This is a genomic window from Erwinia sp. 009765445, from assembly GCF_058137865.1.
On sequence record NZ_JBYUWC010000003.1, the window covers coordinates 114077 to 128471 of the forward strand.

Annotated in this window: 11 protein-coding genes and 1 pseudogene; 7 read left to right on the forward strand and 5 right to left on the reverse strand. The window is 54.2% G+C overall.

The genetic code is table 11. From position 1 onward, the window contains the following. Nucleotides 1-156 precede the first annotated feature (156 nt). From aceF to pdhR, 3 genes are all read right to left on the reverse strand, one after another. Nucleotides 157-2040 (reverse strand): pyruvate dehydrogenase complex dihydrolipoyllysine-residue acetyltransferase, encoded by a 1884-nt coding sequence (aceF, locus tag AC3Y5R_RS03995; protein ID WP_489920249.1) that lies wholly within the window; start codon nt 2038-2040, stop codon nt 157-159. A 14-nt stretch (nt 2041-2054) separates the two neighbouring features. After that, a complete protein-coding gene (aceE, locus tag AC3Y5R_RS04000; RefSeq protein ID WP_489920250.1) occupies nt 2055-4718 on the reverse strand; it encodes a pyruvate dehydrogenase (acetyl-transferring), homodimeric type in 2664 nt (887 codons plus the stop codon). 165 nt (nt 4719-4883) lie between these two features. Beyond that, entirely contained in the window at nt 4884-5648 is a 765-nt protein-coding gene (gene pdhR, locus AC3Y5R_RS04005) for a pyruvate dehydrogenase complex transcriptional repressor PdhR (protein ID WP_489920251.1), read from the reverse strand. A 503-nt stretch (nt 5649-6151) separates the two neighbouring features. On the opposite strand from pdhR, the gene aroP reads away from it, so the two are divergent. Next, a complete protein-coding gene (gene aroP / locus AC3Y5R_RS04010) occupies nt 6152-7507 on the forward strand; it encodes an aromatic amino acid transporter AroP (protein WP_158781817.1) in 1356 nt (451 codons plus the stop codon). Between the two features lie 196 nt (nt 7508-7703). Beyond that, complete coding sequence (locus AC3Y5R_RS04015) at nt 7704-7964, forward strand: hypothetical protein (protein WP_489920252.1); 261 nt, start codon at nt 7704-7706, stop codon at nt 7962-7964. A gap of 234 nt (nt 7965-8198) precedes the next feature. Here AC3Y5R_RS04015 and ampE read toward each other — a convergent pair whose 3' ends face one another. After that, nucleotides 8199-9053 carry a beta-lactamase regulator AmpE gene (ampE, locus tag AC3Y5R_RS04020; RefSeq protein WP_489920253.1) on the reverse strand — a complete coding sequence of 285 codons (855 nt, stop codon included), beginning with the start codon at nt 9051-9053 and terminating at the stop codon, nt 8199-8201. Nucleotides 9054-9058: 5 nt separating this feature from the next. Beyond that, on the reverse strand, nt 9059-9625 hold the full coding sequence (gene ampD, locus AC3Y5R_RS04025; protein WP_489920254.1) for a 1,6-anhydro-N-acetylmuramyl-L-alanine amidase AmpD: 567 nt from the start codon (nt 9623-9625) through the stop codon (nt 9059-9061). Between the two features lie 184 nt (nt 9626-9809). Here ampD and AC3Y5R_RS04030 point away from each other — a divergent pair. The 5 genes and pseudogenes from AC3Y5R_RS04030 to hofC all read left to right on the forward strand — a co-directional run. Continuing rightward, nucleotides 9810-10152 (forward strand): annotated as a pseudogene (locus AC3Y5R_RS04030) (fasciclin domain-containing protein); the annotation flags it as partial. Nucleotides 10153-10210: 58 nt separating this feature from the next. Then, nucleotides 10211-11101, forward strand: coding sequence for a carboxylating nicotinate-nucleotide diphosphorylase (gene nadC / locus AC3Y5R_RS04035; protein ID WP_489920255.1), 891 nt, complete (start codon nt 10211-10213; stop codon nt 11099-11101). A 210-nt stretch (nt 11102-11311) separates the two neighbouring features. Next, the gene (gene ppdD / locus AC3Y5R_RS04040; RefSeq protein ID WP_489920256.1) at nt 11312-11764 is read left to right on the forward strand and encodes a prepilin peptidase-dependent pilin; all 453 of its coding nucleotides are present in this window, start codon (nt 11312-11314) and stop codon (nt 11762-11764) included. Continuing rightward, on the forward strand, nt 11764-13167 hold the full coding sequence (gene gspE / locus AC3Y5R_RS04045; protein ID WP_489920384.1) for a type II secretion system protein GspE: 1404 nt from the start codon (nt 11764-11766) through the stop codon (nt 13165-13167). The genes ppdD and gspE overlap by 1 nt, the downstream gene beginning before the upstream one ends. Next, a complete protein-coding gene (gene hofC / locus AC3Y5R_RS04050; protein WP_489920257.1) occupies nt 13160-14359 on the forward strand; it encodes a protein transport protein HofC in 1200 nt (399 codons plus the stop codon). Before gspE ends, hofC begins: the two co-directional genes overlap by 8 nt. The last annotated feature ends 36 nt before the right edge of the window (nt 14360-14395 follow it).

Sequence of the window (14395 nt, forward strand, 5' to 3'; positions counted from 1 at the left end):
TTCATTCATCCACCGGTACGTTTTCACCGCAAGAGTTTACAGAATTGTTAATTAACTGCAAACCACTTGATACGAAACGTTTTCAACTACCTTGTCGACTTAAAACATCGAAAGTCGGCTATGAGAAGGCCGGCATTTGCCGGCCTTGTAACTTTTTTACATCACCAGACGGCGGATATCCGCCATGATGGTGGCGATGTATGCCGCGAAGCGTGCACCCGCCGCGCCATCGATCACCCGATGGTCGAAGGAGAGTGACAGAGGCAGCATCAGACGTGGAACGAACTCTTTGCCGTTCCAGACGGGTTCCATGGCAGATTTGGACACGCCAAGGATCGCCACTTCCGGTGCGTTGACGATTGGGGTGAACGATGTCCCGCCAATGCCGCCAAGACTGGAAATGGTGAAGCAGCCGCCCTGCATATCGCCAGCGGTCAGCTTGCCGTCACGCGCTTTCTTCGAAATCACCGACAGTTCGTTAGACAGTTCAACAATACCTTTCTTGTTGACGTCTTTAAACACCGGAACCACCAGACCGTTTGGCGTATCAACCGCCACGCCGATGTTGATGTATTTCTTCAGCGTCAGCTTCTGACCATCTTCAGACAGCGAGCTGTTGAAACGTGGGAACTCTTCCAGCGCTTTGGCAGCCGCCTTCATGATGAACACCAGTGGGGTGATCTTCAGATCCAGTTTCTTCTTCGCCGCTTCGTCATTCTGCTGCTTACGGAAAGCTTCAACGTCAGTGATGTCGGCTTTGTCGTGCTGGGTTACGTGAGGGATCACCACCCAGTTACGGCTCAGGTTAGCACCAGAGATTTTCTGGATACGACCCAGCTCAACTTCTTCAATCTCACCGAACTTGCTGAAGTCAACTTTCGGCCATGGCAGCGTACCTGGCAGACCGCCGCCGGTCGCTGCGGCTGGCGCAGTCTCGGCGCGTTTTACCGCATCTTTCACATAGGCCTGAACGTCTTCTTTCAGGATACGGCCTTTGCGACCGGTGCCTTTCACCTTCGCCAGGTTCACGCCGAATTCACGTGCCAGACGACGGATAACCGGAGTGGCATGGACGTAAGCGTCGTTCTCGGAGAACTCGCCTTTAGCTTCCGCTTTAGCTGGATCTGGAGCGGCCTGTTTCGGCGCAGGCGCAGCTTCTTCTTTCTTCGCTGCAGGAGCCGCTGTCGGAGCTGCACCTTCCACTTCGAAGACCATGATCAGTGAGCCGGTACTGACTTTGTCGCCGGTAGAGACTTTGATCTCTTTCACGGTACCGGCAAATGGCGCAGGGACTTCCATTGAGGCTTTATCGCCTTCAACGGTGATCAGAGACTGTTCGGCAGCCACTTTATCGCCCACTTTCACCATCACTTCGGTCACTTCAACTTCGTCACCGCCGATGTCCGGAACCGCAACATCTTTCGGGCCACCGGCTGCTGCCGCAGGAGCCGCCGCTTCTTCTTTTACTTCCGGTTTGGCTTCAGACGCCGCTGCGCCGGAACCTGCCGTTTCGAAGACCATGATCAGGGAACCGGTGCTGACTTTGTCGCCAGTGCCAATTTTGATCTCTTTCACGGTACCCGCGAACGGGGCAGGCACTTCCATTGAGGCTTTGTCGCCTTCAACGGTGATCAGTGACTGCTCGGCTTCCACTGTGTCGCCTACTTTGACCAGGATCTCAGTGACTTCCACTTCGTCACCGCCGATGTCCGGCACGTTCACTTCTTTGCTTTCTGCTTTGGCAGCTGCGGCTGGTTTCGCTTCTTCTTTTTTCTCTTCTGCTTTGGCAGGCGCAGGAGCGGCACCCTCAGCAGATTCGAAAATCATGATAAGCGAACCGGTTTCCACTTTGTCACCGGTAGAGATTTTGATCTCTTTCACCACGCCAGCTTCTGGCGAAGGGACTTCCATGGAGGCCTTGTCGCCCTCCACGGTGATCAGCGACTGTTCCGCTTCAATCTTGTCACCGACCTTGACCAGGATTTCGGTGACTTCCACTTCGTCTGCACCGATATCCGGTACTTTGATTTCGATAGCCATTAATCTTTTACCTCTTATGCCAGACGCGGGTTGACTTTATCGGCATCGATATTGAATTTGGTGATGGCATCCGCAACCACTTTCTTATCGATTTCACCGCGTTTAGCCAGTTCACCCAGAGCCGCAACCACCACGTAAGACGCATCCACTTCGAAGTGGTGACGCAGGTTTTCACGGCTGTCAGAACGACCGAAACCATCAGTGCCCAGTACGCGGTAATCGCTGGCTGGCATGAAGGTGCGGATCTGCTCGGCAAACAGTTTCATGTAGTCGGTTGAAGCCACGGCCGGCGCATCGCTCATGATCTGGGCAACATATGGCACACATGGTTCTTCTGTCGGATGCAGCATGTTCCAGCGTTCACAGTCCTGACCATCACGGGCCAGCTCGGTGAAGGAAGTTACGCTGAACACGTCAGAGCCAACGCCGTAGTCTTTCGCCAGGATCTGCGCTGCTTCGCGAACGTGACGCAGGATGGAACCTGAACCCAGCAGCTGCACTTTGCCTTTGCTTCCTTCCACAGTTTCCAGCTTGTAGATACCCTTACGGATACCCTCTTCCGCCCCCTGCGGCATGGCAGGCATGTGGTAGTTTTCGTTCAGCGTGGTGATGTAGTAGTAGACGTTTTCCTGCGCTTCACCGTACATACGAACCAGACCGTCATGCATGATGACTGCCACTTCGTAGGCATAAGCCGGATCGTAAGAGATACAGTTAGGAATGGTCAGCGACTGAATGTGGCTGTGACCATCTTCATGCTGCAGACCTTCGCCGTTAAGCGTGGTACGACCGGAAGTACCGCCCACCAGGAAGCCGCGAGCCTGCTGGTCGCCTGCTGCCCAGCACAGATCGCCGATACGCTGGAAACCGAACATGGAGTAGTAGATATAGAACGGGATCATTGGCAGGTTGTTGGTGCTGTAAGACGTTGCCGCCGCCAGCCATGATGCGCCTGCGCCCAGTTCATTGATCCCTTCCTGCAGGATCTGGCCTTTCTCGTCTTCTTTGTAGTAAGCAACCTGCTCGCGGTCCTGCGGGGTGTACTGCTGACCGTTCGGGCTGTAGATACCAATCTGACGGAACAGACCTTCCATACCAAAGGTACGCGCTTCATCGGCGATGATCGGCACCAGGCGATCTTTGATCGACGGGTTCTTCAGCATCACGTTGAGAGCACGCACGAAAGCGATAGTAGTGGAGATCTCTTTGTTCTGCTCGTCCAGCAGCTGACGGAAGTCTTCCAGCGCAGGCATTTCCAGCTTCTCGCTGAAGTTTGGCTGGCGGGTTGGCAGATAGCCACCCAGCTTCTCACGCTGGCCGTGCAGGTATTTATACTCTTCAGACTCTTTGTCGAAGGTGACGTACGGCAGTTTTTCGATGTTGGCATCGTCAACCGGCACGTTGAAACGGTCACGGATGTAACGCACGCCATCCATGTTCATTTTCTTCACCTGATGTGCAATGTTTTTGCCTTCCGCGGTGTCACCCATACCATAGCCTTTGATGGTATGCGCCAGAATCACCACCGGCTTGCCTTTGGTGTCCTGAGCTTTTTTCAGTGCAGCGTAGATTTTCTTCGGATCATGGCCGCCACGGTTCAGCGCCCAAATCTCGTCGTCAGTCATGTCTTTGACCAGGGCTGCGGTCTCCGGATATTTACCGAAGAAATGCTCACGCACATACGCGCCATCACGGGATTTGAAGGTCTGATAGTCACCGTCAACCGTTTCGTTCATCAGTTGGATCAGCTTGCCGCTGGTGTCTTTACGCAGCAATTCATCCCAGCGTCCACCCCAGATAACTTTGATCACTTCCCAACCGGCGCCACCGAAGATGCCATCCAGTTCGTTAATGATTTTGCCGTTACCGGTCACAGGACCGTCAAGACGCTGCAGGTTACAGTTGATGATGAAGACCAGATTATCCAGTTTTTCACGGGTCGCGATGGTGATCGCCCCTTTGGATTCCGGCTCATCCATCTCACCATCGCCCAGGAAGGCGTAAACGGTCTGCTGTGAGGTATCTTTCAGGCTACGGTGTTCCAGATATTTCAGGAATTTAGCCTGGTAGATCGCACCCAGTGGGCCCAGGCCCATGGAGACGGTCGGGAACTGCCAGAAGTCAGGCATCAGCTTAGGATGCGGGTAAGAGGAGAGACCCTTACCGTGAACTTCCTGACGGAAGTTGTTCATCTGGTCTTCGGTCAGACGGCCTTCAAGGAAAGCACGTGCGTACACGCCCGGAGAGATGTGGCCCTGGAAGTACACCAGGTCGCCACCGTCTTTTTCGCTACGCGCACGGAAGAAGTGGTTAAAGCACACTTCATAGACGGTCGCAGAAGACTGGAAGGAGGACATGTGGCCACCCAGTTCCAGATCTTTCTTCGATGCACGCAGAACGGTCATGATGGCGTTCCAGCGGATCGCGGAACGAATGCGGCGTTCCAGAGAAGTATTCCCCGGGTAATCCGGCTCATCTTCAACAGCAATAGAGTTGATGTAGTTGCTGGCCCCAGCGCCTGCAGCCACTTTCACGCCACCTTTGCGTGCTTCGCTCAATACCTGGTCGATCAGGAACTGCGCGCGCTCAACACCTTCTTCACGGATGACCGATTCGATCGCCTGTAGCCAGTCGCGAGTTTCGATCGGATCCACGTCATTGGGTAAACGTTCTGACATGGGGGGTATTCCTTATCTGTGTCTAATACGTTGAATTGTCTGGAGCCTGTCTCCCTGCACTCTGGTAAGCCAAAGCACAGGGAGACAGGCCCGTCGCTATGCCCTCAATCCTGGCATAAATCTCGCCAGCGGTGTCGGGCCGGGTTTCCGCGTTATAGTTACGCGCTATTCATTACGTTGCTGTAAACGTCGCAGGGAGCGCTCTCTACGACTCTGCTCCCGACTTCTGTCCAGCAATATTTCCTCTATAAACGCCAGGTGGCGGTGTGAGGCTTCGCGTGCCTGTTCAGGTTCGCGTGCCACAATCGCCTCAAAAATACTGGCGCGGTGACCGCTCACTTTTGCCAGCATTTCGCGGCGCGAGTAGAGCAATTCAAAATTCTGTCGAACGTTCTGTTCCAACATCGGCCCCATGGAACGGAGCAAATGCAACAGCACCACATTATGCGCCGCCTCTGTGACAGCGATCTGATACTGCATGACCGCGTTAGCCTCGGCGTCCAGATCCCCGCAATCTTGTGCAGCCTGTATCTGCACATGGCAGTGGCGAATGCGCTCGATGTCTTCATCGGTACCACGCAGCGCGGCGTAGTAAGCCGCGATCCCTTCCAGCGCGTGGCGCGTTTCCAGTAAATCAAACTGTGATTCCGGATGACCGGCAAGCAGTTCAACCAGCGGATCGCTCAGGCTCTGCCACAGGCTTTTCTGCACAAAGGTGCCACCACCCTGACGGCGCAGCAGCAGACCTTTCGCTTCCAGCCGCTGGATAGCTTCACGCAGAGAAGGACGGGAGACATCGAACTGTTTAGCCAGTTCACGTTCAGGGAGTAGCTTTTCACCCGGACGCAGCGTCCCTTCCATAATCAGGGACTCGAGCTGTCGCTCAATTGCATCGGATAGCTTTGGTTGGCGGATTTTGCTGTAGGCCATCGTCCCTTCTTCTGCCTGTTGCCGGAGTAAATTGGTAATACCAATTGCAATAAGGTGCCCGTAAAGTAACAAAGTATTCACCTGATGTCTATATGGCAACCGACTGAAATCGGACGGCGGTCTCGTTAATCTGCAACAGGTTAGTGGTTAAAAAGCGACCCTGAAGCACGCGGAATTAAATGTTAAATTTTTTAACTTTCATGAAATCCGGCAAGCGCTTAGTGCCCTGTCCCCCCCTCGCCATAAGGTAAACCTGGTCGTCTTTTCACCCGCTAAATGACAGAAACGTGAATTCTGCCCGACAGGCGGTTTTTTAAGCACTCTCCCGCACAAAAAGAGAAAGCGAGTGCAATGGGCAGCGCTTATCACTATTCTTGTCGCGAAGGTAGCATTACCCTCTAATTCTTACCTACTGCACTGTACAGAATTCAGTACATAGATGTACTAAAAGACCGACAAAGGCACGTCCTGAGTTAAAAAAATAACGAGACCATGAGGTTATTATGGAACAACAGCAGGGCGACAAGCTGAAGCGCGGACTTAAAAACCGCCATATTCAGCTCATCGCGTTAGGAGGTGCCGTCGGTACCGGCCTGTTTCTGGGGATCGCTGACACTATCAGAATGGCCGGCCCGTCTGTGCTGCTGGGCTATGCCATCGGCGGATTTATCGCCTTCCTGATCATGCGTCAGCTCGGTGAAATGGTGGTTGAAGAGCCGGTAGCCGGTTCGTTCAGCCATTTTGCCTATAAATACTGGGGCAACTTTGCTGGTTTCGCCTCGGGCTGGAACTACTGGATCCTCTATGTCCTGGTGGCAATGGCCGAGCTGACTGCCGTCGGCAAGTACATTCAGTACTGGTATCCGGAAATCCCGACATGGGTTTCTGCCGCGGTTTTCTTCCTGCTGATCAACGCTATTAACCTGACAAACGTAAAAGTTTACGGTGAGATGGAGTTCTGGTTCGCCATCATTAAAGTGGTTGCGGTGGTCGGGATGATTGTCTTCGGTGCCTGGCTGCTGTTTGGTGGCCATGCCGGTCCGGATGCGACCGTGACGAATCTCTGGGATAAAGGCGGCTTCTTCCCGAATGGCATCTCCGGCCTGGTGATGGCGATGGCGGTGATCATGTTCTCCTTCGGCGGTCTTGAGCTGGTGGGGATTACGGCAGCCGAAGCGGACAACCCGGAAAAGAGCATTCCTAAAGCCACCAATCAGGTGCTGTACCGTATCCTGATTTTCTATATTGGCTCGCTGACCATCCTGCTGTCGCTTTATCCGTGGACCAAAGTGATTGGCGGTGCCAGCCCGTTTGTGATGATTTTCCACGATCTCGGTGACAGCCTGGTGGCTAATGCGCTGAACGTGGTGATCCTGACGGCGGCCCTCTCTGTTTATAACAGCTGCGTCTACTGCAACAGCCGTATGCTGTACGGCCTGGCTAAACAGGGCAACGGCCCGAAATCGCTGCTGAAAGTGGACGCCCGTGGCGTACCTGTTGTGGCGATTGGCGTCTCTGCTGCGGCTACCGCCATCTGCGTGCTGATTAACTATCTGATGCCTGGCGAAGCCTTTGGTCTGCTGATGGCGCTGGTAGTTTCCGCGCTGGTGATCAACTGGGCGATGATCAGCCTGGCTCACCTGAAGTTCCGCCGTAAGAAAGATCAGCAAGGCGTGCAGACGCGCTTCAAAGCGCTTTTCTATCCTGCCGGTAACTGGATCTGCCTGCTGTTCCTGGTGGGCATTCTGGTGATTATGGCGATGACCCCAGGTATGGCGATCTCCGTGTGGCTGATCCCGGTCTGGCTGGTAATCCTGGCCATTGGCTACGCGATTAAGAACCGCGCTGCGAAAGCCTGATTGATTTAACCCAGTCTTAAAGGGTGCTAAGGCGCCCTTTTTTATTGTCTTTTTTTCCTGAAAATATCGCTGAAATGCATCAAATAAAATCGATTTTGATTCTAAAACCTGTAATAACCGGTGTTAATTATTGCAAAGTGTAACCAGACGGGTTACAAATCAGTCTCTTCAACAGGGAATATAAGGAAATTATAAAATGAGAGAATTGACTACACAGGAAATTGAAGTGGTTAGCGGCGCAGGCCTGTTCCGCGATCTGACTGGCTGGGGAGGACAACAGGCAGGCGGCTTTATCGGACAGGCACTTGGTAGTCTGGTGATGATTCCAGTTGTTACCACTGTGGTTTCCAACATTACTGGCTATATCGGTAAGCAAGTCGGCGGCTTTACTGGTGATGCTTTTGGATCGCTGGTTGAAGGCCTTTTCGGCGGCAACGATGAAACACCTTCAGCCTGATTTTAAGCGCTGTTAATCAAATCCTCCGGCAGTAACAAAGATAGTTTCGAGCGTCACCGGAGCTATCGGAAATAAAATCGGTGGATTTATTGGTGACAGTATCGGTGCATTAATCGGCGTTTTTTTTGGTGGCAATAGCACGGACACTGGAACCGACACGCCTTCAGAATAAATAGTCACAGCTGCTAAGTGATACATCCAATTGGCTGGATGTATCACTCATCATTGAGGGCATTACACAAGAGCACCGTAAATAGTGAGCAACGCCACCACCACCACGATCACCAGTGAAACTTTCTTCGCCAGTGAAACAGCCACGCGCGGTGTTTCCACCTTATCCGTATGTGGATCCCGCGCCAGTGAGAACTGTGCAAGACGGGTCAGCACCTGATATTGCGAAGTATGCCAATCGCCCAGCGAAGCAAACCAGGCGGGCAGCGCACGTTCACCATGACCCAACAGGGCATAAGCCACGCCAACCAGACGCACTGGTATCCAGTCGATAACGTGGAGGATTGCATCAATACCAGACTGTGAGCGCTCCAGCGGGGAGTAATGACGGGCCAGCCAGCTCTGCCAGGCTCGTAAGAATGCGTATCCCACCAGCAAAACCGGCCCCCACGGACCACCCACCACAAACCAGAACAGCGGCGCCAGATAGAAGCGAAAGTTAATCCACAGCAGAGCATTTTGCAGCTCGCAAAGATACTCGCGTTCATTACACTCCACAGGCAGGCCGTGGATCAGCGTCAGCTCTTCCGCCATCGCGGTATGGGCTTCAGTATCGTTATGGCTGGCCGCCTTAAGATAAGCATGATAATGAAGGCGCACAGACCCCGCCCCAATGCACAGCAGGCCCACACCAATCCAGAAAATCAGCAGCAAAAGCCCAAAGAATAATCCTTTCAGTGCCTGCAGACACAGCGCCACTACCATCATAGCCACCAGCGTCATCAGCACAGTCCGGAGCATTGAAAAATGCTTACGTCTGCGGAAAAAACCAGCCAGATGATGATCCAGCTGCCAGTGCTCACCCATTTTAAACAGGCGTTCCCAGCCTAATACCAACAACAAACTAAAAAGCGTCATGCCTGTTACTCCTGCTCTGGCGTGGCACCGGGCTGGCCCAGCGCACCCCGAAATCTTACCCAGTCAAATGCCGGACCAGGATCGGTCTTTCTTTCCGGCGCAATATCACTATGCCCGGTCATGTGTTCAGTAATTTGCGGATAGTGCTTAGTCAGTAAACGGGTTACCTCTTCCAGCGCCTGGTACTGCGCATCGGTATAGGGCAGCGTATCCGTCCCCTCCAGCTCGATGCCAATGGAAAAGTCGTTACAGGCTTCGCGGCCCTGATAACAGGAAACGCCCGCATGCCAAGCTCGCTGATGGAAAGGAACATACTGAACGATTTCGCCATCGCGGCGGATCAGGCAGTGAGCAGAGACCCGCAAATGAGCAATACCGGCAAAATAGGGATCGGCTTCGGGATCGAGAGTGCCGGTAAACAACGCATCAATCCATGGACCGCCAAATTTTCCCGGCGGCAGGCTGATGTTGTGGATCACCAGCAGCGTTGGCGTTTCATTATCGGGGCGCTCGTTGAAATGGGGAGAAGACACCCGTTTCACTCCGTGGATCCACCCTGCTTGCAGCTGCATGCTCTGCTCTCCTTTCATAAAGATTTCATCAGAGTAGCATGATTCTCTTTTTCGGAAAGCACATTGCATGGCCGGAAAAAATCGCCCGGAAAAATTTTTCTTTTTTTTGCATCCAGTTTGCCCCCTCATCCGTAAATAGCTTTTTGAGGCAAATTTGCCTTCCCTACTCCACAAGAAATGCATCATGAAAACGTTAGTTCGCACGGCTATCTGCGCGTCATTACTGTTCAGCGGTGTTGTCATAGCTGACTCAATGTCCGGTACGGTTATGGTTGGGGGCGCGGCGATGTTTCTCGAAAAATATTGTCTGGAATGCGGTGAACCCGAAAGATCACACAACCCTGGTGGCTGCCGTTAAAGCTGCCGGACTGGTCGATACGTTGCAAGGCAAAGGGCCATTCACCGTCTTCGCCCCGACTAATGAGGCCTTTGCCAAACTTCCGGCGGGTACGGTAGATAACCTGCTGAAGCTGGAGAATAAGACCATGCTGACCAGCGTGCTCACCTACCATGTAGTGGCTGGCAAGCCGCAGACAAACAGGCTAGCATGGTCGGACTCTCTATCCGACCTTTCGGAGTTTGATCATGACTACCCGTCGTTACGATCCGGACAGCCGTCGAACCGCGCTGCTCGACCGTATTGAGGATGATATTCCACCAAGCGTTGCTCAGGCCCTGCGTGAAGATCTGGGCGGTGAAGTAGATCCTGCCAATGATATTACCGCCAGCCTGCTGCCTGCCGATACCACTTCCCACGCGGTGGTGATCACCCGTGAAGACGGCATATTTTGCGGCAAACGTTGGGTGGAGGAAGTCTTTATCCAGCTTGGCAACAAAACACAGATCGTCTGGCATGTTGAAGATGGTGATGCGATCAAAGCCAACCAGCCGCTGTTTGAAGTCACCGGCCCCGCTGCGTTGATCCTGACTGCAGAGCGCACCGCGCTGAATTTTGTCCAGACGCTTTCAGGCGTGGCAACCGAGGTCAGCCGATATGTGGCTATTCTCGATGGTACCCGAACCCAACTGCTGGATACACGCAAAACCTTGCCGGGACTGCGTACCGCGCTGAAGTATGCCGTGCTCTGCGGCGGCGGAGCCAACCACCGCCTTGGCTTATCGGATGCTTTCCTGATTAAAGAGAACCACATCATTGCCACCGGTTCGATTCATCAGGCCGTGGAAAAAGCCTTCTGGCTACATCCGGACGTGCCGGTCGAAGTGGAAGTCGAATCTCTGGATGAGCTGGATCAGGCCATTGATGCCGGAGCCGATATCATCATGCTGGATAACTTCAGCGTGGAGCAGATGCGTGAAGCTGTTAAGCGCACCGATGGCCGCGCCCTGCTGGAAGTTTCCGGCAATGTCACTGACGAGACGCTGCGCATCTTCGCGGAAACCGGTGTCGATTACATCTCTGTTGGCGCGTTAACCAAGCATGTTCGTGCATTGGACCTCTCTATGCGTTTTCGTTAAGTTGCCCTTTTTATACCCCACGCCATCCATTAAGTGATGGCGTTTTTCTTTCTTTACCACCATCTTGCGAGCCGCTTTCAGGCGGCAATGTATGCTCATGCAACGCGCTGAAATTCTCTCCATACCGGCTCGAGAAACTGATTTTGCCTGCTGTTCAGGGATAATGGCTGGCGCTACCTTGCAGACCTCTACACCACAAGGAGGTCTGCTATGGAATACCAGCAAGGATTTACCCTGATTGAACTGATGATTGTGATTGCCATCATCGCCATCCTCAGCGCGATTGGGCTGCCCGCTTACCAGGGCTACCTGCAGAAAGCCGCTCTGACCGACATGTTGCAAACGGCTATGCCGTTCAAAACGTCCGTTGAAATCTGTGCAATTGAGCAGGGAGGAATCGGGAGCTGCAGTGAAGGTAGTCATGGCATTCCTGCCGGTAAAGGGTCCCGCTACGTCTCTGCGGTGACTGTCGAGGCCGGAGCAGTGACCCTGACCGGGCAGGAGAGCCTGAACGGTCTGAAGGTCACCATGCAGCCAGTCTGGGATGGCGCAGAAGGCCAGATGAGCTGGCAGCGCAGCTGCGCCTCCTCACAATCAGGGCTGAAAGAAGCCTGCGAAAACGTCTTCCGTTTTGCCGATCTTGCCAGCGGGAGTCACCCATGATCACTTCATCCACACGGCGCGCCGTCGAAACCATCTGCCAGCAAAATCAGGCAGTGATCCTGAGCTTTACTGCTGAGCGGTTGAATATTGCTTCTGCGACCGCCCTCCCACAGGAGATCATGGCAGCACTCCGTTTTGCGGCTCACTGCACCATTGATGTTGAATACTGGCCACCTGCGCGGCTTGAACATTTCCGCAATGAACAGGCCCAGTCTTCCGGCACCCGCCAGACCGAAGCGGCTGCGGGAAACAGCGAAACGGCGACGGAACGGATTGATCACCTGCTTTTTTTAGCGATTCAGCAACGGGCCTCGGACGTGCATATTGAGCCACAGGCAGAAGGCCTGCGCATTCGCTTTCGGGTGGATGGCGTGCTGCAAAGTGTTCCGTCCGTTTTCAGCGACAATGGCAACGCGCTACTGGCCCGCCTGAAAATTCTGGCCAGTCTGGATATCGCCGAGCGTCGGATGCCACAGGACGGGCAGTTTACGCTGACGTTAAGGGGAAAACAGGCTTCCTTTCGCCTCTCCACGCTGCAAACCGGCTTTGGCGAGAAAGCCGTTATCCGCCTGCTGCAAAACGAAACTCAGTCGGTGGCTATGGAAAATCTGGGAATGCCGCCAGCTTCCCTCCGGCGATTCCGTGAGGCACTGGCGCGACCGCAGGGGCTGATCCTGGTAACCGGCCCCACAGGGAGTGGCAAAACCTTTACCCTCTACAGCGGGCTGAGTTCGCTTAACGATCCCTGCCGCAACTTATGCAGCGTGGAAGATCCCATTGAGATCCCACTGGCTGGCGTCAATCAGACCCAGATCCACCCCAAAGCAGGGCTGGACTTTAATCGTGTCCTGCGTGCACTGCTGCGTCAGGATCCTGATGTGATCATGATTGGCGAAATCCGCGATGCCGAAACGGCAGAGATTGCCATTAAAGCGGCGCAAACGGGCCATCTGGTCCTCTCCACGCTGCATACCAATTCCACCACGGAAACGCTGACGCGGCTGGGACAGATTGGCATCCCTGGCTATTTACTGGCTTCGGCTCTGAAACTGGTGATTGCCCAACGTCTGGTTCGTCGTCTCTGCCCACACTGTCGCCAGCCTGGAGAAGCCCTGGCCCACTTCCCGAGAACTTTATGGCCCGGTACGGTCAAAACCTGGCGGGCCGTGGGATGTGAACGTTGTTACTCCGGTTATTACGGACGGCTGGCGCTCTTTGAACTACTGCCGATCACTGCTCCACTGCAAACCGCCATTGCTGCGGACTGCTCACACGAAAAACTGCTGGAGCTGACACAACGGCAGGGATTCAATTCTTTATTCGTTGAGGGACTGCACTGTGTTAATCGGGGTGATACCACGCTGGCAGAACTGAATCGCATTGTTGGAACAGAGGATGGCTGATCCGCTTCTGTTCCGCTGGCAAGCGGTCAGCGCTGACGGGCAGTTAAGGCAGGGGGCATTTTTCTGCCTTAACCGGCAGGAGGCTATGGAGCGACTGGTCGCGCAGGATTTTCTTCCCCTGCAGCTGACAGCAGGGCGGCGTTATCGTGCCAGAGACTGGAAATGGCAGGATAAGATCACCCTCTTCCGCCAGCTTGCCACGCTGCTCCGGGCGGGGATGACGCTTTCTGCCAGCCTGCAACTGGCCGGTGAAGGACACAGCGAACCGGGCTGGCAGGCCTTGCTCGGCTATATACAGCAGCGCGTGACCGGGGGGATGCCCTTTTCACAGGCACTGGCGGAGTGGCCAACTGTCTTCCCGGCGCTGTTTCCTGCTCTGATGCAGACAGGAGAGCTGACCGGACAGATGGACGAATGCTGCCGGCAGCTAGCCAGCCAACAGGAAAAGCAACGGTTGCTGCAAAAGAAGCTGGTTAAAGCTCTGCGCTACCCGCTGTTTGTACTGGCAATCGCTCTGCTGGTCAGCATCGGGATGCTGCTCTTTGTCCTGCCGGAGTTCGTTACCATTTACCAGGCTTTTGATGCTCCCCTGCCTTTGTTCACCACCGCAGTGATCTCGCTTTCCCTGAACATGCAGGAGTATGGACCGATCCTGCTGCCCGTGGGGCTTACCGCGATCTGTGGCTGGCGATGGCAAACGCGCCGTTCTCCCGACTGGCAGCGCTGGCACCAGCGGGGATTGCTGAAGCTTCCGTTAATTGGCGAGCTGTTCCGCGATGGCCAGCTGAGCAAAATATTTATAACCCTGGCGCTGACTCAGCAAGCGGGCCTAACACTGCTGCAAAGTTTAAAGGCGGTGGAAAAGACCCTGGGTCAGAGACTTTGGCAGGAAGCGATTGCCGGACTACAGCAACACATCTCCGGAGGCAATCCTCTGCATCAGGCTCTGGACGGGCATCCGCTGTTCACGCCTTTAAGTTTTCAGTTGATTAAAGTGGGGGAAGAAGCCGGATCGTTAGACAGCATGCTGTCCCGGTTGGGAGAACTTTACGAAAATGCCACGCATGAACGGGCGGATAATCTGGCTGCGGCGCTGGAACCGCTGATGATGGTAGTGACGGGGGGAATAGTCGGTACGCTGGTGATTGCCATGTATCTGCCAATCTTTAATCTGGGTGAAGCTCTGGGTTAAAAGTCCACCCCGCAGAGGGCGGGATGGGCAACGGAG

Bases quoted from the DNA above. Each gene is read 5' to 3' on its own strand.
- hofC (WP_489920257.1), top strand. From the start codon at position 13,160: ATGGCTGATCCGCTTCTGTTCCGCTGGCAAGCGGTCAGCGCTGACGGG.
- aceE (WP_489920250.1), bottom strand. From the start codon at position 4,718: ATGTCAGAACGTTTACCCAATGACGTGGATCCGATCGAAACTCGCGAC.
- aroP (WP_158781817.1), top strand. From the start codon at position 6,152: ATGGAACAACAGCAGGGCGACAAGCTGAAGCGCGGACTTAAAAACCGC.
- nadC (WP_489920255.1), top strand. From the start codon at position 10,211: ATGACTACCCGTCGTTACGATCCGGACAGCCGTCGAACCGCGCTGCTC.
- ampD (WP_489920254.1), bottom strand. From the start codon at position 9,625: ATGCAGCTGCAAGCAGGGTGGATCCACGGAGTGAAACGGGTGTCTTCT.
- aceF (WP_489920249.1), bottom strand. From the start codon at position 2,040: ATGGCTATCGAAATCAAAGTACCGGATATCGGTGCAGACGAAGTGGAA.
- ampE (WP_489920253.1), bottom strand. From the start codon at position 9,053: ATGACGCTTTTTAGTTTGTTGTTGGTATTAGGCTGGGAACGCCTGTTT.
- ppdD (WP_489920256.1), top strand. From the start codon at position 11,312: ATGGAATACCAGCAAGGATTTACCCTGATTGAACTGATGATTGTGATT.
- pdhR (WP_489920251.1), bottom strand. From the start codon at position 5,648: ATGGCCTACAGCAAAATCCGCCAACCAAAGCTATCCGATGCAATTGAG.
- AC3Y5R_RS04015 (WP_489920252.1), top strand. From the start codon at position 7,704: ATGAGAGAATTGACTACACAGGAAATTGAAGTGGTTAGCGGCGCAGGC.